General features: G+C 47.0%; 25 protein-coding genes and 11 tRNA genes. 10 read left to right on the forward strand and 26 right to left on the reverse strand.

The features are described from left to right. Positions 1-102: 102 nt before the first annotated feature. Both G9F50_RS19760 and G9F50_RS19765 read right to left on the reverse strand, forming a co-directional pair. The gene (locus G9F50_RS19760; RefSeq protein ID WP_003152249.1) at positions 103-345 is read right to left on the reverse strand and encodes a DUF2584 domain-containing protein; all 243 of its coding nucleotides are present in this window, start codon (positions 343-345) and stop codon (positions 103-105) included. A 57-nt stretch (positions 346-402) separates the two neighbouring features. Further along, positions 403-1,176, reverse strand: coding sequence for an alpha/beta hydrolase family protein (locus G9F50_RS19765; RefSeq protein WP_042635438.1), 774 nt, complete (start codon positions 1,174-1,176; stop codon positions 403-405). Positions 1,177-1,313: 137 nt separating this feature from the next. Here G9F50_RS19765 and G9F50_RS19770 point away from each other — a divergent pair, with 137 nt between their 5' ends. The 3 genes from G9F50_RS19770 to G9F50_RS19780 are packed head-to-tail and all read left to right on the forward strand — an operon-like array spanning position 1,314 to position 3,899. After that, positions 1,314-2,318, forward strand: a complete 1,005-nt coding sequence (locus G9F50_RS19770) for an ABC transporter substrate-binding protein (RefSeq protein ID WP_060562194.1) — start codon at positions 1,314-1,316, stop codon at positions 2,316-2,318. 11 nt (positions 2,319-2,329) lie between these two features. Continuing rightward, entirely contained in the window at positions 2,330-3,112 is a 783-nt protein-coding gene (locus G9F50_RS19775) for an ABC transporter ATP-binding protein (protein ID WP_003152246.1), read from the forward strand. Continuing rightward, a complete protein-coding gene (locus tag G9F50_RS19780) occupies positions 3,087-3,899 on the forward strand; it encodes an ABC transporter permease (RefSeq protein WP_014418698.1) in 813 nt (270 codons plus the stop codon). The genes G9F50_RS19775 and G9F50_RS19780 overlap by 26 nt, the downstream gene beginning before the upstream one ends. A gap of 35 nt (positions 3,900-3,934) precedes the next feature. Here the strand turns inward: G9F50_RS19780 and ytkD are convergent, their stop codons facing one another. From ytkD to G9F50_RS19795, 3 genes are all read right to left on the reverse strand, one after another. After that, positions 3,935-4,414, reverse strand: a complete 480-nt coding sequence (gene ytkD / locus G9F50_RS19785) for an RNA deprotection pyrophosphohydrolase (protein WP_060562193.1) — start codon at positions 4,412-4,414, stop codon at positions 3,935-3,937. A 132-nt stretch (positions 4,415-4,546) separates the two neighbouring features. Continuing rightward, positions 4,547-4,951, reverse strand: a complete 405-nt coding sequence (locus G9F50_RS19790; protein WP_007408834.1) for a phage holin family protein — start codon at positions 4,949-4,951, stop codon at positions 4,547-4,549. Between the two features lie 152 nt (positions 4,952-5,103). Beyond that, entirely contained in the window at positions 5,104-5,541 is a 438-nt protein-coding gene (locus G9F50_RS19795) for a Dps family protein (RefSeq protein WP_007408835.1), read from the reverse strand. A gap of 124 nt (positions 5,542-5,665) precedes the next feature. Here G9F50_RS19795 and ytzI point away from each other — a divergent pair, with 124 nt between their 5' ends. Continuing rightward, positions 5,666-5,815, forward strand: a complete 150-nt coding sequence (ytzI, locus tag G9F50_RS19800; protein WP_015240433.1) for a YtzI protein — start codon at positions 5,666-5,668, stop codon at positions 5,813-5,815. Here the strand turns inward: ytzI and G9F50_RS19805 are convergent. Together G9F50_RS19805 and G9F50_RS19810 are read right to left on the reverse strand one after the other, a co-directional pair. Then, the gene (locus tag G9F50_RS19805) at positions 5,812-6,255 is read right to left on the reverse strand and encodes a FixH family protein (RefSeq protein ID WP_014418701.1); all 444 of its coding nucleotides are present in this window, start codon (positions 6,253-6,255) and stop codon (positions 5,812-5,814) included. The two genes, ytzI and G9F50_RS19805, sit on opposite strands and share 4 nt — an antisense overlap. A 114-nt stretch (positions 6,256-6,369) precedes the next feature. Beyond that, entirely contained in the window at positions 6,370-6,843 is a 474-nt protein-coding gene (locus G9F50_RS19810; RefSeq protein WP_003152237.1) for an S-ribosylhomocysteine lyase, read from the reverse strand. Positions 6,844-6,967: 124 nt separating this feature from the next. Here G9F50_RS19810 and yidD point away from each other — a divergent pair, with 124 nt between their 5' ends. After that, complete coding sequence (gene yidD / locus G9F50_RS19815; RefSeq protein ID WP_060562192.1) at positions 6,968-7,195, forward strand: membrane protein insertion efficiency factor YidD; 228 nt, start codon at positions 6,968-6,970, stop codon at positions 7,193-7,195. On the opposite strand, the gene G9F50_RS19820 is transcribed toward yidD, so the two are convergent. Then, on the reverse strand, positions 7,192-7,761 hold the full coding sequence (locus G9F50_RS19820; RefSeq protein WP_003152233.1) for a beta-class carbonic anhydrase: 570 nt from the start codon (positions 7,759-7,761) through the stop codon (positions 7,192-7,194). The two genes, yidD and G9F50_RS19820, sit on opposite strands and share 4 nt — an antisense overlap. 118 nt (positions 7,762-7,879) lie before the next feature. Then, positions 7,880-8,128, reverse strand: coding sequence for a type B 50S ribosomal protein L31 (locus tag G9F50_RS19825; RefSeq protein ID WP_060562191.1), 249 nt, complete (start codon positions 8,126-8,128; stop codon positions 7,880-7,882). A 197-nt stretch (positions 8,129-8,325) separates the two neighbouring features. On the opposite strand from G9F50_RS19825, the gene G9F50_RS19830 reads away from it, so the two are divergent. From G9F50_RS19830 to G9F50_RS19840, 3 genes are read left to right on the forward strand one after another with little or no spacing between them, the layout of a single operon-like run. After that, a complete protein-coding gene (locus tag G9F50_RS19830) occupies positions 8,326-9,657 on the forward strand; it encodes a cytochrome ubiquinol oxidase subunit I (RefSeq protein ID WP_003152226.1) in 1,332 nt (443 codons plus the stop codon). Positions 9,658-9,679: 22 nt separating this feature from the next. Further along, a complete protein-coding gene (locus G9F50_RS19835) occupies positions 9,680-10,720 on the forward strand; it encodes a cytochrome d ubiquinol oxidase subunit II (protein ID WP_060562190.1) in 1,041 nt (346 codons plus the stop codon). 57 nt (positions 10,721-10,777) lie between these two features. Further along, a complete protein-coding gene (locus G9F50_RS19840) occupies positions 10,778-10,936 on the forward strand; it encodes a DUF1540 domain-containing protein (protein WP_007408842.1) in 159 nt (52 codons plus the stop codon). A gap of 368 nt (positions 10,937-11,304) precedes the next feature. Here G9F50_RS19840 and menC read toward each other — a convergent pair whose 3' ends face one another. The 6 genes from menC to G9F50_RS19870 form a co-directional block, all read right to left on the reverse strand. Beyond that, the gene (gene menC, locus G9F50_RS19845; protein WP_060562189.1) at positions 11,305-12,420 is read right to left on the reverse strand and encodes an o-succinylbenzoate synthase; all 1,116 of its coding nucleotides are present in this window, start codon (positions 12,418-12,420) and stop codon (positions 11,305-11,307) included. Continuing rightward, on the reverse strand, positions 12,417-13,880 hold the full coding sequence (locus tag G9F50_RS19850) for an o-succinylbenzoate--CoA ligase (protein ID WP_060562188.1): 1,464 nt from the start codon (positions 13,878-13,880) through the stop codon (positions 12,417-12,419). Before G9F50_RS19850 ends, menC begins: the two co-directional genes overlap by 4 nt. A gap of 87 nt (positions 13,881-13,967) precedes the next feature. After that, on the reverse strand, positions 13,968-14,786 hold the full coding sequence (menB, locus tag G9F50_RS19855) for a 1,4-dihydroxy-2-naphthoyl-CoA synthase (protein ID WP_007408846.1): 819 nt from the start codon (positions 14,784-14,786) through the stop codon (positions 13,968-13,970). A 58-nt stretch (positions 14,787-14,844) separates the two neighbouring features. Beyond that, positions 14,845-15,669 (reverse strand): 2-succinyl-6-hydroxy-2,4-cyclohexadiene-1-carboxylate synthase, encoded by an 825-nt coding sequence (gene menH, locus G9F50_RS19860; protein ID WP_060562187.1) that lies wholly within the window; start codon positions 15,667-15,669, stop codon positions 14,845-14,847. Next, a complete protein-coding gene (gene menD, locus G9F50_RS19865; RefSeq protein ID WP_060562186.1) occupies positions 15,657-17,393 on the reverse strand; it encodes a 2-succinyl-5-enolpyruvyl-6-hydroxy-3-cyclohexene-1-carboxylic-acid synthase in 1,737 nt (578 codons plus the stop codon). Before menD ends, menH begins: the two co-directional genes overlap by 13 nt. Further along, the gene (locus tag G9F50_RS19870) at positions 17,390-18,805 is read right to left on the reverse strand and encodes an isochorismate synthase (RefSeq protein WP_165406607.1); all 1,416 of its coding nucleotides are present in this window, start codon (positions 18,803-18,805) and stop codon (positions 17,390-17,392) included. Before G9F50_RS19870 ends, menD begins: the two co-directional genes overlap by 4 nt. 282 nt (positions 18,806-19,087) lie before the next feature. Here G9F50_RS19870 and G9F50_RS19875 point away from each other — a divergent pair, with 282 nt between their 5' ends. Further along, positions 19,088-19,807 carry a TraR/DksA C4-type zinc finger protein gene (locus G9F50_RS19875; RefSeq protein WP_165417783.1) on the forward strand — a complete coding sequence of 240 codons (720 nt, stop codon included), beginning with the start codon at positions 19,088-19,090 and terminating at the stop codon, positions 19,805-19,807. Between the two features lie 156 nt (positions 19,808-19,963). Continuing rightward, the gene (locus tag G9F50_RS19880) at positions 19,964-20,434 is read left to right on the forward strand and encodes a TspO/MBR family protein (protein ID WP_060562184.1); all 471 of its coding nucleotides are present in this window, start codon (positions 19,964-19,966) and stop codon (positions 20,432-20,434) included. A 34-nt stretch (positions 20,435-20,468) separates the two neighbouring features. Here G9F50_RS19880 and G9F50_RS19885 read toward each other — a convergent pair. The 11 genes from G9F50_RS19885 to G9F50_RS19935 form a co-directional block, all read right to left on the reverse strand. After that, positions 20,469-20,540: transfer RNA gene (locus tag G9F50_RS19885), tRNA-Glu, on the reverse strand. A 3-nt stretch (positions 20,541-20,543) separates the two neighbouring features. Then, positions 20,544-20,634 (reverse strand) — tRNA-Ser (locus G9F50_RS19890). A gap of 3 nt (positions 20,635-20,637) precedes the next feature. Next, positions 20,638-20,712, reverse strand: a tRNA-Asn gene (locus tag G9F50_RS19895). Between the two features lie 10 nt (positions 20,713-20,722). Then, positions 20,723-20,799, reverse strand: a tRNA-Ile gene (locus G9F50_RS19900). Positions 20,800-20,814: 15 nt separating this feature from the next. After that, positions 20,815-20,888: transfer RNA gene (locus G9F50_RS19905), tRNA-Gly, on the reverse strand. 8 nt (positions 20,889-20,896) lie between these two features. Then, positions 20,897-20,972, reverse strand: a tRNA-His gene (locus G9F50_RS19910). A 20-nt stretch (positions 20,973-20,992) separates the two neighbouring features. Beyond that, positions 20,993-21,068, reverse strand: a tRNA-Phe gene (locus tag G9F50_RS19915). A gap of 10 nt (positions 21,069-21,078) precedes the next feature. Next, positions 21,079-21,155 (reverse strand) — tRNA-Asp (locus G9F50_RS19920). A gap of 6 nt (positions 21,156-21,161) precedes the next feature. Then, positions 21,162-21,238 (reverse strand) — tRNA-Met (locus G9F50_RS19925). 19 nt (positions 21,239-21,257) lie between these two features. Next, positions 21,258-21,350, reverse strand: a tRNA-Ser gene (locus tag G9F50_RS19930). 7 nt (positions 21,351-21,357) lie between these two features. Further along, positions 21,358-21,434, reverse strand: a tRNA-Ile gene (locus G9F50_RS19935). Positions 21,435-21,512 lie beyond the last annotated feature (78 nt).

Consider the following 21,512-nt stretch of genomic DNA (forward strand, 5'->3'; position numbering starts at 1 on the left):
TCTAATTTCGGATAACATTCATCCGTATTCAAACTTGAAGGTGTTTTTATTTGTCTCATCTTATGGGGTCAGTCCCCGTTTATGCCCTTGGCTTTTGTTTTTTCAGTTTGTCGAATGGAGCGACGTGAGTCTGTATGTAATGCTTGTCCGGCCGTTCGCCCATTCGAGCTTTTGGACCTCGCCGGTGCCGGATTTCTCGCCGGTTTTCGTTTTGCGCACGTCCATCGGAATATCAAGAGGATAGACGCGGTAGCCCTCTTTCTCCAATAAAAAGATATTTTCCTCTATCCGTTTTTCATTGCCTTTTGTCACAATCATGGTATTAAATTCAACAGGCATTCCCAAAATGAAAATCCCCTTTCATTCTCTTATTCTTTATTATCATATCATAAATCAGGCATCTTACCGTGTCTTCATCCATTCCGCCAGCCGCCGGACAATGCGTCTGTTTTCCTGCGGCGGAAAATAATGCGTAAAACCGCTGTAATACCAAGTTTCCACCGGTTTCCCCGCCTCTTTCAGCTTGTCCTCGATCATTCGGGCGTGTTCGATCGAAACATTCTCATCATTCTCTCCATGGATGAGCAGCACAGGGGCCTGAATGCGGTCTGCTTTTTCAAACGGTGAACGCCATCTGTATTCATCCGGCACCTTTTTCGGCGTGCCTCCGATCACCCGCTTCATCATCCGCCGCATATCCTTCCGCTCTTCATAAGTAAGCACCATATCGCTCACACCGCCCCATGATACGAGCGAAGCCGCTTGATGCCCCATTTCAATCGCGGTCAAAAGCCCCATGATACCGCCCCGGGAAAAACCGAAAATATGCACCCGCCCTTCCCTGACGTTCGGATGCTCCCGAAGCAGGCGGAAAGCGGAAAACGCGTCCTCTCTGTCCTCTCCCGCAAAATCTTCATTTCCCTCGCCGCCCTGGTTGCCTCTGTAATAAGGCGCAAACACGACAAAACCCTGGGAAGCGAATTGAACGATTCTTCCGGGGCGTACCATGCCGACATTTTTTATGCCGCCGCGCAAATATAAAAAACCGTCATATGTTCCCGGCGCCGCAGGCTCGGCAAGAAGCCCCTTTACCTTCAGTCCTTCTGACTCATAGCATACCTCAAAGAGGCGGATATGCGGACTCGGAGACGGGAACCTTTTCTTTTCTACCAGCAAAACAATGGCCTCCTTATATCATCAGTTTTTTTATTCTTTCCCAACGTGAATATGGGCACTCACACATTTTTTATACCCATCATACGATATGTAAAGCAGAAAAGGTTATTTAACGCTTAAAACAAGGAGGTTACACCGTGAACAAATGGCTCAAAACGGGCTGCGTTTTTGTCATATGCGCCTTTTTCCTGCTCATTCTTCCGGCCTGCAGACAGGAAGAAAGTCTGACAAAGGTAAAGGTGGCGGAAGTCACACACTCCATCTTCTATACGCCTCTGTATGTCGCTGAAGCAAAAGGTTTCTTTAAAAAAGAAGGGCTCCAAGTGTCACTTCAAACAACATGGGGCGGAGACAAAACAATGACATCGCTTTTGTCAAACGGGTCAGACATCGCGCTGATCGGTTCTGAAACATCCATTTACGTGGAGGCGCAGGGAGCAAAAGATCCGGTCATCAACTTCGCGCAGCTGACACAGACGGACGGCACATTTCTCGTGTCACGGAAGGATGAGAATTCATTCAAATGGAGCGATTTAAAAGGAAAAACATTTCTCGGCCAGCGAAAAGGCGGCATGCCCCAAATGGCCGGTGAGTACGTCCTGAAAAAGAATCACATAGAGCCGAAAAAAGACATTAACCTCGTTCAAAACATTGATTTCGCCAATATTTCCAACGCATTTGCATCCGGAACGGGTGATTATGTGCAGCTGTTTGAACCGACGGCATCCCAATTTGAAAAAGAAGGCATCGGCCATATCGTCGCATCCTTCGGAGAAGCTTCCGGCCAAGTGCCATACACAACCTTTATGGCAAAAGAAAGTTATTTGAAAACAAATGAAAAGACGGCGGAAAAATTCACCCGCGCCATCTATCGCGCCCAGCAATGGGTGGAAAGCCATCCGGCCAAAGACATCGCAAAAACGATTCAGAAGGAATTTGCCGATACCGATCCGGCTATTATCGAAACATCAATAGAGCGCTATAAAAAACAAAAGTCATTCTCTGCAGACCCAGTTCTGCAAAAGGATGAATGGGAACAGCTTCAATCTATTATGGATGAAGCCGGAGAGCTCCCGAAACACATTCCGTACAGCAAACTCGTCAACACAAAAATCGCCAAAAAAGTCACCTCAGAACAATAGGAGGAACATGAATGTCTTTTTTACATGTGGATCATGTAACACATACTTATTTCTCGCTGAAAGAAAAGACAACCGCCGTGAAAGATATACATTTTCAGATTGAAAAAGGGGATTTCATCTCCTTTCTCGGACCGAGCGGATGCGGAAAAACAACACTCCTGTCCATTCTGGCCGGCCTTATTACTCCTGCGCAAGGCCGGGTGCTGATTGAAGGAAGCGTGCCGAACCATAAAGAACACCAAATCGGTTATATGCTTCAGCAGGATTATTTATTTCCTTGGAAATCAATTGAGGAAAACGTGCTGCTCGGTTTACACATTTCAAAAACATTAACAGAAGAAAAAAGAGCTGAAGTTCTCAGCCTTCTGCCTAAGCTCGGATTAATCGGCGTCGAAAAGAAATACCCGAAAGAGCTCTCAGGCGGGATGCGGCAGCGGGCGGCACTTGCCAGAACTCTTGCGCCGGACCCGGGACTGCTGCTCCTTGATGAACCGTTTTCCGCGCTGGACTTTCAAACGAAGCTTTCTTTGGAAAATCTTGTCTTCAGAACATTAAAGGATTTTCAAAAAACCGCCGTGCTCGTCACCCACGATATCGGTGAAGCCATCGCCATGAGCGATACAATCTATTTATTTTCGAATCAGCCGGGCACCATCCACCAAATATTCACCGTGCCTAAGGAGCTCGCGGCTTTAGATCCGTTTGACGCGCGTCAGGATCCGGCCTTTCAGCCGCTGTTTCAAACCATATGGAAGGAGCTGAATTCCCTTGAAAAACAGCAGCGGCACGATTGAACAGCTTCATCAGCAGTTTAAGAAAAGACACCAAAAAGAAAAGCTCCGGATCCGTGCGTATCAGGCCGCCATTTTTATCGTATTTTTTGCCGGATGGGAAATATCGAGCAGGGCGGGCTGGATCGATCCGTTAATCTTCAGCTCACCCTCCGCCGTTTGCAGGCTTTTAGTTGAAAAGATTGCGGACGGATCCCTTGCGGCGCACATCGGCGTAACCTTAGGAGAAACCGTTCTCGGCTTTTTGCTCGGCACGCTCCTCGGCACATGCCTCGCCGCTCTGTTATGGTGGTCAAACAGGCTCGCCCGGGTTTTAGACCCGTACCTCGTCATTTTAAACGCGATGCCGAAGGTCGCACTCGGACCGATTCTCATCGTGGCACTCGGACCGAATTTCACAAGCATTGTCGCCATGGGAGCAGTCATCAGTGTCATTATCACGACAATCGTCGTCTTTACGGCTTTTCAGGAAGTGGATGAAAACTATATTAAGGTGATGAAAACCTTCGGAGCGAAAAGAAGCATCATGTTTAAAGAAGTCATTCTGCCGGCATGCGCCCCCGCGATTATTTCCGCGCTTAAAGTGAACGTCGGTTTATCCTGGGTCGGTGTCATCGTCGGCGAGTTCCTCGTTTCCGAAAAAGGTCTGGGCTACATGATCATTTACGGATTCCAGGTCTTCAATTTCACTCTTGTGTTCTTAAGCCTTCTGATCATCGCGATTTTTGCGACATTGATGTATCAGGGAGTCGAACTGTTAGAAAGAAAATGGACGAAAGGAAAAATTTAAAAAAGACCCGTGCGTAAACGCCGGGTCTCCGTTTTTTATGATTGAAATACGCCGTCCTCTTTCAGCTTTTTCAGACTGATCGGAAGCACCGAATCTTTCATAATGAAACTGAATTTTTTATTTCGGGGGAGATTCTCCGGCAGTTCGCTGAACAGCACCGGCCCCTTTGTTTCAAAATAGTCAGCCTGTTTTTCAAGCTTTTCAATATCGGCAAAATAAATATTCTTCACGATTACCTTTTCCCTGCCGAGAACTTTATACTGTCCGACGTACTTCAGATGTTTTACCGCGGCGCCGGTTTCTTCTTTCACCTCGCGCAAGGCCGCTTCCTCCGCACATTCCATCGGCTCCACTTTTCCGCCCGGAAATTCAAACCCCCGGTCTTCGTGCTCAGTCAAAAGCCACTTATCTCCATATCGGCATATGACCCACACGTGCTTCGGGCTGTCTGAAAAAGGCTGGTGTTCAAAGGAGAGCTGAACAGTGTTCTGATAATAGTCTTTAAACTCGTACATGTTTATCCCTCTAATCCGTTCCTTCATATCTTCCATACATCATACCACAGTTGCGTTTGTTCGGAAGCCCTTTATCAAAAATTCAGAGGAAAACCATCATACCCGCTAGTATAGCCTCCTTTGAAGCAAATGTTACGGTTTGCGCTTGAATTTATTTTTCAGGGTATCCAATAGGTCGACGAGCACCTGCGGAACCGGTATGCCCAGCGAGCTTGCCGTAATCACGATCTGAACCGATTCGTATAAGATATAAAACATGATAGCCAAATTACGGATGGCGCCTTCGGTATGAAGCAGCTGGTCAAAAAAATGGCAAACTGAGACTAATGCCAGGGTCACGATTTTTTTGACCAGCCGCGCAAAAAGCTTTCTTGCGCTCAGCTGCTGCAAAAGAGATTCTTTTAAGCTTGTACTGATAAACTCAATCGCCATGACCGATAGCAAAATCAGAAACGAATACTGAAAACCTCCGAAGAAAAAACCCGCTGCCGACACGATCACTGCAAAAAACGAAAAGATGCCAAAGTCTTTGCCCACTTGATCCAACATCCTTTCACAGAAACGGCCTTACATTATTCTATGAAAAGTGAATGGAACGGACTGGATTTTTCAGAAAAATGGACAACACCTCTCTTCGGCAGCCAAATAAAAGACCGAGTGCTTTATAGCCCCGGTCTTCCCTTGTTGATTTATCCCAAATACGCTTTCAGCATCCAGTTATGTTTTTCGATATTCTGGTGAATGGCAAGCAGCATATCACCGGTCGTTTCGTCTCCTACCTCATCTGCGAGATCCATGCCGCTTTTCAGCTCTTCCGCAATGACAGTGAAATCATCATAAATGTTCTGTACCATTTGTTCTGCGCTCTCATTGCCTTCCGCTTCTTTTACAGACGCTGTCTTCAATGATTCCGTCATTGTGCCGATCGGCTTGCCGTTTAATGCCAGCAGACGTTCTGCCAGATCATCAATATATGTAGCCGTTTCGTTATACAGCTCCTCGAACTTTTCATGCAATGTGAAAAAGTCCTTCCCTTTGACGTACCAATGATAGTTATGTAATTTCACATACATGACCGTCCAGTTTGCAACTTGCTTATTGACTGCATCCAATAGTTTTTCTGACATGCCTATCTTCCTCCTTTGGTTTACTATTGATATACCCTATATATCGTGTGTTAAAACATAAATTTTTAGCCCTTGGTTTTACGGATGGAAAATATGTTATGATTTGTTAAAAAGGAGGGATTTCATGGTGCTTCTTCTGAGCTTCGGCTTTCTTATCGTGCTCGCCGTGCTGCTTTTATCCATCTGGTCGACTGTAAGAGCTTATAATGTAAAACATACGATTGACCCGCCGGAGGACGCATCAAAAGGCTTGACGGATAAAAAAAATCCTTAATGATGATGCGTCTGTTCCTCATGGCCGGAGGAATCATCGGCAGCTTCAGCATCCCCGACACGCACTTTTACAGTCGGCATATTATGCTGCTGTTTTGCCGTTACGTGGGATTGAACGGTATACACACCCTCTTCATCAAATTCAGTCCGCAGGTGATACGCCCCTTTTTCCTCCTTGGCCTTGCTTGTTTTGCTGCTGCCTTTTTTTCCTTCTTTCCATACTTCAAACATGACTTCATCCGCATCCGTGACACGCTTGCCGCCGTAAAAAACTTCCGCCTTGTATTCCGCTTTTTCATGCGGTGCTGCCGTTTCCGGTCCTGTAAGCTTGACCTCAAGCGCTTTAGGCTCTTCATCCGCGGAGGTTTTGTCCGAATTGCCCCCGCAGGAAGATAATAGAAATACCATACCGCACATACCTGCCAATACAGCCCGTTTCATCCCATCACTCCTTCATGTTTGCTTCTATTTTAGCAAACGCTTACACATAAGGTGTGACATTTTTTAGAAATATGTAAAAAAGCCTTTTTGCATGTCAGCAAAAAGGCCTGTTTTTTATCCGAACACTTTCAGCAAATCTTCTTTATCCTGTGACAGCCAGAAACGCATCAGACGTTTCGCGCCTTCTAAATCATGAAGTTTCGCCTGGCCGCACTGTTTTTCGTTGGCCGCCGGAATCTCCGTAATATCGATGGCTTCTTTCAGCGTAGCGTCAAGCAGGTCTACAATTTCTTCCGCTGTCGGCTCGCCGCTGACAACAAGATAATAACCTGTCTGGCAGCCCATCGGTGAGATATCTATGATGTCGAAGTGATCGTATTTCTCAGAATGTGTGCGAATCGTAAACGCAAGCAAGTGCTCAAGCGTATGAATCGTATCCGGCTTCATCGCCTGTTTGTTCGGCTGGCAGAAGCGAATGTCAAACTTATTCACGACGCCGTCTGTTCCGACTTTATGCACTCCGCAATGTCTTACATACGGAGCCACAACCGCATTATGGTCAAGCTCAAAACTTTCTACTGAAGGCATAATGGCACTCCCTTTTTTTCAGAATATGCATCCATTATAACACAGTTTTCCGATAAGAATTGTGGCGGAAGCTTTTCAATCTGAAATTTTTTTTCTATACTAGCATCAGAAAGGTGGTTTTTTGATGAAAACCATAATGATTGCTTTCATCCGCGGATACCAGAAGTTCATCTCTCCGCTGACGCCGCCGTCATGCCGCTTTTATCCGACGTGTTCGCAGTACGGAATCGAAGCCGTCAAGACTCACGGCGCATTAAAAGGCGGATGGCTGACACTGAAGCGGATTTTAAAGTGCCACCCTTTTCATCCGGGCGGTGTTGATCCCGTACCGGACAAGAAAGAAAAACATTAGTCCATATGCTGGTAACCGTCGATCACCAGATCAAGTTTACCGGTTTCAGGATCAATCACCAGACCGTGCACCGGCACATTGTCAGGGAATAGCGGATGGTGTTTAATGACGTTTACGCTGTCTGTAACACTCGCTTCTACTGAATCAAAGCTTTTCAGCCATTGATCAAGATCAACTCCTGAGTGCTTCAGCATGTCAATCCGCTCTTTCGGAATACCGCGGTCGATAATTTTATCGAGCATATCCTCGCTGTTGATTTTGCTCATGCCGCAATCATGGTGGCCGATAACGCAGACTTCATCGGCGTTTAATTCGTATACGGCCACTAAAAGGCTGCGCATGATACTTCCGAACGGGTGGGCGACAAGCGCGCCGGCACTTTTAATAATTTTCACATCGCCGTTTCGCATATTCATCGCATGCGGAAGCAATTCTACAAGACGTGTGTCCATACAGGACAAAATCGCCATTTTTTTATCCGGGAATTTAGATGTTTGGTATTTTTCATAATCTTTGTTTTTAGTGAACTGCTCATTAAATTGCATGATATCGTTTAGAAGACTCATCTTGGTGTTTCCTTTCTGCTTTTTTATTCACAATATAACATAAGACGGATCATTTCGTCACTCCCCGCACGAGATGACAAAGTGCTCAATAAATAAGACAAACCCCATTGGGCTTGTCTTATTTTCCTATATTGTATTTTTTGTTGAACTGTTCGACTCTCCCGCCTTTTTCGTTGAACTTTTGGCGGCCTGTATAAAACGGATGCGTATCTGAGCTGACTTCCACTTTAATCAGCGGGTATGTTTTTCCGTCTTCCCACTCTGCCGTTTCCGCTGACGTTTTCGTAGAATGGCTTAAAAAGCGATAGCCGCTGTTCACATCTTGAAAAATCACTTGATGGTTATCCGGATGAATATCTTTTTTCATGCTGATCTCCCTTTCTCAAATCGTAATAATTACGTTTTATTTTAAACCTTAAATATCCGCTTGTCAATCATATATGCCCTGATCCCTTGATTTCTAAACCCTGCACATATATGGAATCGGAAGAATAATCTAATCGCTTCAGCAAATAATATAACCACATTACATAAAACGGTAATTTAGAAAGGCGGTTTATGATCGTGGATGATTTAGTGTTAGCCAGAAGCCTGTTCGGGACAACCATGGGCTTTCATATTATTTTTGCGACGCTTGGTGTCGGCTTGCCTCTGATGATTTTAATGGCTGAATTGATTTATCAAAAAACAAAAGATCCGCATTATGCCATTATGGCAAAACGGTGGACGAAGGCGCAGGCTGTTCTGCTCGGCGTGGCGATACCGACCGGAACGATCGCGGGTACACAGCTTGCCCTTTTGTGGCCCGGATTCATGGAAGTCATCGGCAGGGTGATGTCACTCCCGTTTCAGATTGAAATCTATGCTTTCTTTATCGAAGCGCTGTTTATGTCCATTTATGTCTACGCCGCTGACCGGCTGACTCCGGCGATGCGCATCATTGCCGTTATTTTCGTTTTGATCGGCGCCGCGGCATCTGCCGTCTTAATCACAAATGTTCACGCATTTGAAGGAACGCCGGCCGGCTTTAAAATTTTAAACGGCAAAATCACTGACGTCGAACCTTGGGCAGCGTTTTTTAATCCAAGCTTTTTCACCACCGCGGGCCATGTCGTACTGACGGCTTTCATGACCGGGGCATTTATCGTTGCGTCAGTTGCGGCTTATAAAATGCTGAGAACGAGAAAACAGGAGCAGGTATACCGCTTTCACCGAAAAGCGCTGCTGCTCGCCTTAACGATCGGAGGGATATTCTCCATTATTGCCTCTTTAAACGGTCACGAGTCAGCCCAGCTTCTTTACGAATACCAGCCTGAGAAGCTTGCGGGCGCAGAAGGGCTCTTTGAAACTAGATCACACGCTCCGCTTGCGATCGGGGGTTTTACTGATGCAAAAGAAGAAAAAGTAAAATGGGCGATAGAGGTGCCGTGGGCTTTAAGCTTTTTGGCTGCAAACAGCTTTGATACCGTCGTCAAAGGATTGAACGCGTTTCCGAAAGACGAGTGGCCGCCTTTATTCATCCATACACTGTTTAACGGAATGGTCGGCATCGGGATGCTGCTCATTTTGTACTCAATCATCGGCATCGTGTGGAGAAAAATTTTAAAGAAAGACAGCTTTCCGACTTGGCTTTTGATTTTATTTTTAACCGCAGGACCGCTCAGTCTGATCGGAATTGAATTCGGGTGGATATTCGCTTGTACGGGGCGGCAGCCATGGGTGATTTACCATCTCTTGAAAACGTCTGATGTCGTCACGACAACCGGTTCAATCGGTTTGCTGTTCATCCTGTTTACGGTCGTTTACGCCATTTTGGCAGCTGCAGTCATTTATGTGCTGCTTTATTATTTCCGCAAACATCCCGTTGAGGAGGATGTAAAAGCGGCGGAATCCTAACTATAGAAAGGGCTGAATTAAAATGGACATTACCATGGATGCTCTCATTGCGATATCAATCGTATGGGGCTTCGTGTTTATCTACGCGGTCATGGCAACGATGGACTTCGGAGCCGGCTTTTGGTCGATGATTTATTTAAATAAAGAACAAACAAAGGCGACAAACATCGCCAACCGTTATTTGTCCCCGACATGGGAAGTGACCAACGTCTTTATCGTCGCAATCGTTGTCGCCCTATTCAGCTTCTTTCCAGGGGCAACCTTCGTGCTGGGAACCGTTTTATTGATCCCGGGGAGTATTATTTTGCTGCTTTTAGCCATCCGCAGCGGCTTTCTCGTCTTCTCCAATACGGCGAAGGAAAGAAAAATCATGAGATATATCTCCGGAATTTCGGGCTTCATTATTCCCGCTGTGCTGATTTTGGTCCTTCCGGTCACACACGGAGGTTTTATTGAGAAGACGGGCGGCGTGTATCACCTGAATTTGGCAAATGTCTTTACAAGCCTTAATGCGTATGCGTTTATCGGCTTTGCCATTTTAAGCACTTTATTTTTATCTTCACTGCTTCTGGCCGATTTTTCAAATGTTGCGGAAGAGGAGCATGCGTACCGCATCTACAGACGGAGCTCTTTACTAACAGGGCCGCTGTCGCTTCTTTTTGCCTTCTTCATTATGCTGACATTACGCTCTGAAGCCGGCTGGCTGTATACGGGGATGATGAAAGACAAGACATGGCTCATACTGTCTGTCATTACATTTATCATTGCCGGCGCGGCTCTGTTTTTGCCGAATAAGCGCTTCGGCAGCAACCTCGGCAAACCGAGAATCGCCATGATCGCCATTGCGCTTCAATACTTTCTGGCAAGCTATGCATACGGACGGGCGCATCTTCCTTATATGATTTATCCGGATATTACGGTCATGTCAGGATTTACGGAGCCGGCCACCTTCAGGGCGCTGTTTATGACGTATATCGTCGCTTTCATTATTTTGTTTCCCGGGTTTTATTTCTTCTGGAAGCTCTTTATGAAAGACAGACGTTATATCCGTCAGGAGGAATAACAAAAATCAGGGCGGCTCATACTAATGGCGTACCTTTTATCTTGGAGGGGAGCCAGCATGGACCAAAAAATTCTGTGTGAAGTCAATAACTGTTCATATTGGGGCAGAGGAAACAAATGCACGGCCGACGCGATTTATGTGGTCAGCCATACAGGCGAAACCGCTGAAAAAAGTGAAGAAACGGATTGCAAAACCTTTAAACCGCATGATTTATAAAAGAAAAGAGCTGTTTTATACAGCTCTTTTTCATTTCCGCGCCGCAAGCCTTTTTGAAATCAGCCCCTGAGCCGGAGAAAATCGCGCGGATGAGAAGCATGGCAGAAAGGCGGTTCGTCGGCAAATATAGGCGGCAGACAGTACAATATCGCATTCATGACAAGCACAGAATTTTTTATCAAGATGTACATGTTTGCCCACACCTGCGATCTAAAGCCGACACTGTTTGAAGAATAAAAAAATCATCGCATCCGCCTATTAAAAAAACCGGCTGATACAGCCGGTTCAAACTGGGGAAGGGGTGATGATGAACAGTTTCAATATAACAGCAGCATACAGGCAGCTCAACTCGCTGAAATGTCTTTTTATCAGTTGTTTGTCGTAAAAACGTCCATTTGGGTGACGTATTTTCTCATTATTTCCTGATTGACTTCAACACCCAGTCCGGGACCGTCCGGAACAGAGATGAACCCCTCTTCGATACGGATATCGGGAGTGACAATATCCTCCTCCCAGTATCGGTCTGACGAGGAAATGTCACCCGGTATCGTAAATTGCGGCAGCGAAGCGAGCGCGACTGTCTGCGCTCTCGAAATGCCGGTTTCAAACATTCCGCCGCACCAAACCGGCATGTGATGCTCTCTGCATAAGTCATGTATTTTTAAAGCCTCAGTCAGGCCTCCTACACGCGCCGGTTTTATGTTAATGATTTTACAGCTCCCAAGCTCAATCGCCCGCCTTGCGTCATCATATGAGCATATACTTTCATCAAGGCATACCGCGGTTCTCAAGTGTTTCTGCAGGTGGCGGTGATCGACAATATCATCTGCCTGAAGCGGCTGTTCTATCATCATGAGCTGGAATTCATCCAACTCTTTCAGCCTGCTGATGTCTTTCAGTTCATATGCCGAGTTGGCATCCGCCATCAGCGGTACGTTCGGAAAACGGCTGCGGATGGATCTGACCAGATCAACGTCATGGCCGGGCTGAATTTTTATTTTTATACGTTGATAACCTTCTTTTACGTATTGCTCAATTTCCCGAAGCATCTCATCAGGCGAAGCCAGACCCACCGCCACGCCGGCGGGCACTTTATCTCTTTTGCCCCCTAAGGCTTCTGCGAGAGATATCCCCTTTTTCTTGGCATATAGATCCCACACGGCTGATTCAAGCCCCGCTTTTGCCATGCGGTTTCCTTTGAAACGCGCGAGACTGTCAGGCACTTCTGACGGATGGAAAAACTCGCGGCCTACGACATTTGGGATGAAAAAATCTCTCAGCATATGCGCGCATGTCTGAATCGTTTCTTCTGTATACCACGGAGAAGAAAACGCCGATACCTCCCCCCAGCCGGTTCTCCCGGTTTCATCGATCGCTTCCACGATCAAAAATTTACGGTCCTGCAGCGTTTCAATACTTGTTTTAAACGGTTTTTTCAGCCTCATACTTACATGATAAAGGGTGATTTTTTCAATCTTAATCATGATAATTCTCCTTTACGAAGCTCATTCAGCCGATGCCTCATCAGTTTATTGGACGCGTTCCGCGGGAGCCCGTCAACCTCGAAAAAAGCAGCCGGTATTTTATATTTTGCAAGCCGCTCACGGCAAAAGGCGGTCAGCTCCTCAGAACTGACAGAAGAAGTCAGCACGAGAAAAGCATGCGGCACTTTCCCCCACTTCGGATCTTCGGCTCCCGAAACACCGGCCTCCGCTACAGCCGGATGGGCAAGCAGCGCCGCTTCCACTTCTGCCGGGTAGATGTTTTCTCCGCCTGAAATAATGAGGTCCGACCGCCTGTCCAGCACGTATAAAAACCCTTCATCATCCAAATAGCCAAGATCGCCCGTTTTAAACCATCCATTATGAAAAGCGGCCTGGTTTGCGTCGTCACGATGGTAATACCCTTTCATTACGTTCGGGCCTTTCACCGTAATTTCACCGTGTTCAAACGGCGCACAAGGGCTTCCGTCTTTTTCAATTCTAATTTCGCATGAAAACAGCGGTTTACCGGCCGAGCCGAGCTTGTCCATGCTGAATTCCGGAGAAAGCGTGACAATCTGTGAGCAGGTTTCAGTCAAGCCGTAAGATTGGAATACCGGAAATTGTTTCCTGCGGCATTCTTCAAGGAGCGGCAGCGGTGCCGGACCCCCGCCAAGCAGAATGCAGCGCAGTGACTCAGGACATTGTTCAGTTTCCGCAAGCAGGCCCGAAAGCATGGTCTGCACCGCTGAAATGATCGTGACCTGATGGGAGCTGATGCTGTCCAGCACATCAGTGACAGAAAATTTTTGATGAAGCACGACAGGCATGCCATAAATAACCGACTTAAACAGCGCAGACAGACCGCTGATATGAAACAGCGGCAGCGCAATAAGCCAGCGGTCCCGCTCCGTGACCCCCAGATTCAGCGCAGACGATACAGCGCTGGAATAATGATTACCGAAAGTCTGCTGCACCCCCTTCGGCCTTCCCGTTGTTCCTGACGTATACATAAGAGTCGCCGTATCATCAAGCGTTACATAAGCTTCAGGTTCAATGTCTCCCGCGGCTTTGGCCTGCAGCTCGTCTACATCCGCAGCGGCGACCGCAGACTCATATTCTTCGCGGCAAAAACCGTCCTCCGTCAATAAAAGCTTAGCCTGTGAATCTTCGAGCTGAAACATCCGTTCCTGTTTTGAGAGCTTCGTATTCAACAGCACAGCTTCCGCCCCTAATAAGAAACAGGCGTGAACGGCATAAACCATTTCCGGTCTGTTAGAAAGCAAAATCGCAGCGCGGTCTCCTTTTTTAAGCGAGCAGTATTTGGACAGCCGCGCGGCCATTTGTTTAGAAGCAAGATATAATTCTCTGAATGTCATCTGTTTGTTTTCAAATATGAGAGCGATTCTCTCTGGTGTCAGCTGAGCCCTTTGAATGAGCCAATTCGGCTGTTCTGTCAGCATGTTATCATCTCCGAGGTAAAAGTACTTTTTTTGAAAAGAAAACAGCTTGGACCAGAGCGGCTCAAGCTGTTTCGTAGTGTCATCTGATCACGGAAAACGAGGGAATTGACCGAAATCGGGACTGCGTTTCTCTTTAAAGGAATCGCGGCCTTCTTTCGCTTCGTCAGTTGTGTAATAAAGAAGCGTTGCATCTCCTGCAAATTGCTGAATTCCGGCGAGGCCGTCTGTATCAGCGTTAAATGCCGCTTTAAGGAAACGAAGGGCTGTAGGGCTTTTCTCAAGCATTTCTTCACACCATTTAATTGTTTCCTCTTCAAGTTTCTCTAATGGGACAACTGTATTGACAAGCCCCATGTCGAGCGCTTCCTGCGCGTTGTATTGACGGCACAGGTACCAGATTTCACGGGCTTTCTTATGTCCGACGATACGCGCCAGGTAACCTGAGCCGTAACCGGCATCAAAGCTTCCCACTTTCGGTCCGGTTTGACCGAAAATCGCGTTATCGGCCGCAATCGTTAAATCACAGACGATATGAAGCACATGGCCTCCGCCGATGGCATAGCCTGATACCATCGCTACGACCGGTTTAGGAATAACGCGGATCAAACGCTGAAGATCAAGCACATTCAGACGCGGGATCTGATCGTCTCCGACATATCCGCCGTGACCACGGACTTTTTGGTCTCCGCCTGAACAGAATGCTTTATCTCCCGCTCCCGCAAGAACGATGACACCAATATTGGAGTCATCACGCGCACGAGCAAACGCGTCAATCATTTCTGATACCGTCTTAGGAGTAAATGCGTTATGTACCTCCGGGCGGTTAATTGTTATTTTTGCAATACCGTTATACGTCTCGTACAGGATTTCATCGTACTGACGTTCACTTTTCCATTCTGCAGCCATTGATATGACCTCCTTCATTTTTGCCTGAGTCCGGCCGAAAAGCTATTTTCTTTATGCTTTACAAGCCGTATAAAAACTCACTTACTATCTTACCAAAAATTCGCGGCTGTTCCACATGTACCGTGTGCCCCGCCTGTTTGACAACCTCTATTTTACTTGATGGGAGCAGGTTATGCACCTTTTGATTAATAGCGCAAAACTTTTCATCCCATTCACCGCATATGAGCAGGACGGGCGCCTTGATGCGGTGTAATGCCTCCCACCAGGAAGGCTGTGAGCCCGTCCCCATTCCGAGCAGGCTGCCTGCAAGTCCGGACGGATTATTTTTCAGCCTGCCGGCACGGATGGACGCCTTTACGCTGTCCGGCAGAGAAAGCTGCGTGGCAAACAACGGAATGCCCTCCCAATAATCGACAAACGATGTTATACCTTCCTGCAATATAAAGTCAGCAAGCTTCCGGTCTGACTGAATCCGCTTTTTGCGTTCCTGAAGCGTGCTGAGGCCCGGGGTTGTACTTTCCAAAACAAGCGCTGACACCCGATGCGGAAATGCCTGTGCAAAGGAATACGCAAGTCTTCCCCCCATAGAATAACCAATAAGTTTCACTTTGTGAAGTTTTAATTGATCAAAAACGGCGGCAAGGTCCGCAACCTGCCGGCTCGCACTGTACCTTGCCGCTTGCACAGGCGCGTCTGTCTCCCCGTGACCCAGGCAGTCAATCATCACCATTCGTTCGCCGGGAAACATGCCGCGTAAAAACATCCATGATTCTTTGCTGCCCGTAAATCCATGCAGACAAACAATAGCTTCAGATGATTCGTGTCCGCTATCAGCAGCACGATAGCATACGCCGTCGGCCGTTTTAACTGTTACAGTTTCCATTCTTTTTTCACTTCCCGCACTGCGGCCTGCAGCAGATCGCGATGGAATTGAACTCTTGATGTCCGATCTGTTTTCAGCTCGATTATATGAAGTCCGGGCTTGTCCGCCTGCGGCTGATACGAATCCTTAAATGCTTCCCATGTCTCAGGGCAAGTATACGTCCCGCCGTACAGTGCGGCGGCATGCCGGAAATCAAGACCCGTCGGCGTACCGAACAGTTCTTCAAAATGAGTCTTATCAGATGCCTGCGGCAAAAACGAGAAAATCCCGCCGCCATCATTGTTTATTAAAATAACCGTAAGCGGAATTCCAAGTTTTTTAGCCGCTAACAGCCCGTTTAAATCATGGTAAAACGATAAATCTCCAATGACAAGCGTGACAGGAGCTTTTGTACCCTCACACAGTCCCATAGCCGAGGAGACAACTCCGTCAATTCCGTTAGCGCCGCGGTTGGCATAGACACGGAAGGAGCGATCTTGTTTTTCAAAGAACGTATCCACGTCGCGAATCGGCATGCTGTTTCCGACAAAAATCGAACTGCCTTCAGGGACAAGGTGCTGAAGCTGACGATATACATTTCCTTCAAATGATAAATCATCCATGCTTGCGTCCTGTAAATGACTCCGGAACCGGTCATTGACAAACTGCCATTTCTCAAACCATCCGGACGGCCGCTTTCCGGTTTCAGCTGAACGGACCGCTTCCAAAAACACAGACGGATGGCAATGAATCATATGCGCGCCGGCCTGGGTGGGATCTCTCCATCCTCCGTCTTCATCGACGATAAACTGCTCAATGGCAGGATCATCTCTGAGCCATAAAAAGAGCGGTTTGGAAACCGGCATCGGGCCGAAGCGGATCACAGCGTCCGGGCGCAGCGCCTCTTTTATTTCTTCATCTTTTAAAAACGAGTCATAAGCATCAATAATCAGCGTCTTATCATGCTCCCCGTTTCGGAGGTTTGAAAGCGGATCAGCCAAAATCGGGAACTGAAGCATCTCGGCAAGCGCGATGATTTGCTGCTTTTCTGCTTCACCGTGAATTTCGCCGCAGACGATCATACCTCTTTCGGTCCCCGCAAGACGCTCTGTAATATGACAGAGAGAATCTTGATCAGCTGACTGAATCCCTGTTGTGACTGAGACGTGCCGCCCCTTTCTCATTCTTTCAAAAGGTGCGGCTGATAAATCCGGCATCAAAGGCTCTCTGAGCGGCACATTGATATGGACTGGCCCCATCGGGCGCTTCCCGGCTTCACTTACGGCTCTGCCGGCCAATGTTCTGATATAGCTCAGCATTTGAGGATTTTCCTCAGGCAGAGCCGAGTCTGTGAAAAACTTAACAAAGTTACCGAACAGAAAATGCTGGTTAATCGCCTGAGGCGCCCCCACTTCCCTCAATTCATGAGGCCGGTCAGCAGTCAGGACAATCAGAGGCACTCTTGAATAATGAGCTTCAATCACGGCCGGATAGAAGTTAGCCGCCGCCGTTCCTGACGTACAAATCAGCATGACCGGACGCTGGCGGGCTTTTGCAAGACCGAGTGCGAAAAAACCTGCGGATCGTTCATCAATCTGTATATGGACTTGAATATCCGGGTGGGCCGCCGCCAAAACCGCCAAGGGAGTTGACCTCGACCCCGGGCAAACAACTGCGTCGGTGACACCTGATAGAGCGAATTCATCAATAAAGCTTCCGATATAATGTGTAATCGGGTTTGTCAAAGCCTTTCACCTCCTAAAGCAGAGATCATCGGCTTTAGTTTAATTTGTGTTTCTTCATATTCTGATTGCGGATCTGAATCTTCAACAATGCCGCAGCCTGCGAAAAGCCGCGCACTTTTGCCTTCAATCAGCCCTGATCGGATAGCCACGACAAATTCTCCGTTTTCCCTGCCGTCCATCCAGCCGATCGGTGCCGCGTACCATCCGCGTGTCATTGGTTCAATATCAGCGATAATCTCAACAGCTTTCTGCTGGGGAGCTCCGCCCAATGCCGGTGTGGGATGCAGCTTTTCAATTAAATCAAACAGCGAAGCGGACGTTTTAAGATGGCCTGTGATCGGCGTATATAGATGCTGAACACTTTTTGTTTTATATAATTGCGGACCTGCAGGCTTTTTCACATCGCTGCAGCTCGACAAGAAAGAATCGTGTATCATCTGAACCACAAAATCATGTTCCGCGAGATTTTTTTCGTCATGCAGCAGCTCTTTGCCGAGACGCTCATCTTCTTGTTGATTTTCTCCGCGCTTAATTGAACCTGCCAGACAAGTGGACATGACGTCTTTGCCGGATTTTTTGATCAGCCGTTCCGGTGAAGCGCCGACAAAGCATTTATCTCCCTGCTCAATCGCAAAAACATAGCTTGTCGTTTGGTCCGTCAAAAGCTTGCGGACAACGCTCTCCGCCGGAATAGGCCCATCATATGACAAAACGACTTCCCTTGCCAGCACGACTTTATCAAATTGATTTGCTTTCATATCATTTGTTGCTGTTTTAATGGCTTCAAGCCAGTTTTCCACATCAAGTTCTTCCGCTTTTGTTAAAACAGGATATTCTTCATACTCGATTGAAGAAACTGAAAAAGCTTCCGAAAAAGATTTCAGACGTTTCAGCGTATCTTCTGCCTGATTACCGTCTGCCGCCCATTGATTGACGGTTAAATAATCACCATCTGCCGTCTTTGTCAGCATGAGTGAGGGGATAAAGAACAGTCCTTCTTCGAACCCGTTCCATTCGTCTCCTCTCTCTTCAGCGGGATTAAATGAAAAACCGCCGAATAAGACAGGACCGACCGCGGTATGCGCCGTCTCTTCTTCTTCATGAATATGAAAAGCCGTCTTTTTAAAGCGCTCCCATTGTTCAAAAACGTCGTGATAACGCTTTCCATTTTTTTCATTCGATTGGAACAGCGCTTCTGTGCCAAGACCGACTATTGTTAATTCACTACCGGGTTCTGACCAAAAAAATCGTTTGCCTTTATATTTTTTTGCTCCGTCTTTGAAAAATGATAGAGGGTCTAAAGACGCAATACGTCTTGAATAGCTCAATAAGACAGCATGGTTGACTTGTTTGGCTTTATGTAATGCATGATCTGCTTCCTCTCGGAACGTATGCTGCACCGTTGTCACCATGAGACATTCCTCCATAATCCGTTAAATGCTTTTAATACAATACACCTGTGATGACTTTGTGTCAAACACACAGATGTGAGCACGACAAAATGCCTGCATTTCTTATTATAAACCTTTTTGCGCAAATGAATAAAGAAACAAACTTGAATTTTCTTTCCCCACTCTCGGCAATCACTGTATCCTTTTACTTCCTCATGGGAAAATGACTATTTTTATCCACCATTTTTCTGCGCAAAAGCGTTCATACTAACAGTAAGCATCACATAGAAACGAGGGATTGATGTGCTTACAAACGAACAGATCACACACTTTAAAAAAGAATTGGAAGAAGCCAGACATGATATTTTGAGCCGCTTTAAAGAAAATGATCAATTTCAGTTAGCTGATAAATTCCCGTATCAGTCATCCGGCGAATTGTCTTCCTATGACAATCATCCCGGCGATCAGGCGACCGAATTATACGAGCGGGAAAAAGACCTGGCTCTGCTCGACCATGAACGGGAACACCTTCGCGACATTGATTACTCTCTGAAACAAATTGAAAACGGCACATACGGCACATGTGAAGTCAGCGGCAAGGACATTCCTTATGACAGACTCGAAGCTCTGCCGACGGCTACGACATTGGCGGAATATTCCTCGCAGGATGCCGTTTCCAAAGACAGGCCGATTGAGGAGGAAACACCGTTCGGACAGTTTGAATTTGATGATGATGAATCAATCCGGGCGACTTACGATAGTGAAGATGCTTATCAGGATGTTGAGGAATACGGAAACTCAGAAACGCCTCAGGATTTAGAGGATCCTCCGCTCAGCTATGGGGATATGACAATGAACTCAGAAGAAAACATCGGCTATGCTGAGGATTATGAGAACTTTATCGCGACAGATATTACCGGAAAAAACATTTCCGTGTATCCAAGCAAAGCACACGAAAAATATGAACAGGAACTGGACGAAGAAGGAATTATGACGACCTTTGGCGATCTTCATGCTGATTAAAACCCCGGCCTGCCGGGGTTTTTGAATACAAATAAATGGTTTGCTGCATTTTTACACTGAAAACTCATACACTTAATGATGCATGAACCTTTTAAAAGGTTTAATATTTCCAAAAAAGGGAACTAACGTATTGACATTGAATGACGGAGGGAACAAATGAAAAAGAAGTATATCGGTGCGATTATTGTATTTATCATTACATATGTCTTGTTTTCTTTAGCGGGGGTTCTCTTTCCCATCGACCGTGAATGGTATGACGCACTGCAAAAACCTGACTGGACGCCGAGCGGATCAGTGATCGGCATCATATGGGCGGTTTTGTTTGCGCTTATTTCGCTCTCAGCAGCCTTGATATACGCAAAGTTTTCATGTAAAGAATCCAAAGTTTTTTGGGTGATGCTTCTCATCAATTATATCGTGAATCAAGGATTCAGCTATTTTCAATTCACACAGAAAAATTTGCTTGCTGCATCTATCGATTGCCTGCTTGTGGCGGTGACAACACTCATTCTGTTGCTCATTGCCGGTAAATACAGTAAAGCTTCAGCCTGGCTTCTGGTCCCTTATTTATTATGGAGCGCTTTTGCCACATACCTGTCTTTTACCATTTACACTATGAACGCATAATAAAAAACCTTGCATAATATGCAAGGTTTTTTAATGACCCGTACGGGATTCGAACCCGTGTTACCGCCGTGAAAGGGCGGTGTCTTAACCGCTTGACCAACGGGCCTTATGGCGGAGAAGGAGGGATTTGAACCCTCGCGCCGCTTACACGACCTACACCCTTAGCAGGGGCGCCTCTTCAGCCACTTGAGTACTTCTCCGTATGGCTCCACAGGCAGGATTCGAACCTGCGACCGATCGGTTAACAGCCGATAGCTCTACCACTGAGCTACTGTGGAAAAATCATCATGGTGGGCCTGAGTGGACTCGAACCACCGACCTCACGCTTATCAGGCGTGCGCTCTAACCAGCTGAGCTACAGGCCCATGACAATATAAAAATGGAGCGGGTGATGGGAATCGAACCCACGACATCAGCTTGGAAGGCTGAGGTTTTACCACTAAACTACACCCGCATGTTGTATGGGGCGATTGATGGGAATCGAACCCACGAGTGCCAGAGCCACAATCTGGTGCGTTAACCACTTCGCCACAACCGCCAAAACAATATTAAATTAAATGGTGGCTCGGGACGGAATCGAACCGCCGACACACGGATTTTCAGTCCGTTGCTCTACCAACTGAGCTACCGAGCCTTTTTATAAATGGCGGTCCGGACGGGACTCGAACCCGCGACCTCCTGCGTGACAGGCAGGCATTCTAACCAACTGAACTACCGGACCATTTTTTGGTTGCGGGGGCAGGATTTGAACCTGCGACCTTCGGGTTATGAGCCCGACGAGCTACCGAACTGCTCCACCCCGCGATGATAATTAAATTAGATATGGCGGAGGAAGAGGGATTCGAACCCCCGCGGGCTTTGACACCCCTGTCGGTTTTCAAGACCGATCCCTTCAGCCAGACTTGGGTATTCCTCCGTATAAGTGGTGGACCTTGTAGGACTCGAACCTACGACCGGACGGTTATGAGCCGTCTGCTCTAACCAACTGAGCTAAAGGTCCAATGGTAGCGGCGGAGGGGATCGAACCCCCGACCTCACGGGTATGAACCGTACGCTCTAGCCAGCTGAGCTACACCGC

The sequence above is a fragment of the Bacillus sp. EKM206B genome, from assembly GCF_011066015.1.
Taxonomy (GTDB): domain Bacteria; phylum Bacillota; class Bacilli; order Bacillales; family Bacillaceae; genus Bacillus; species Bacillus velezensis.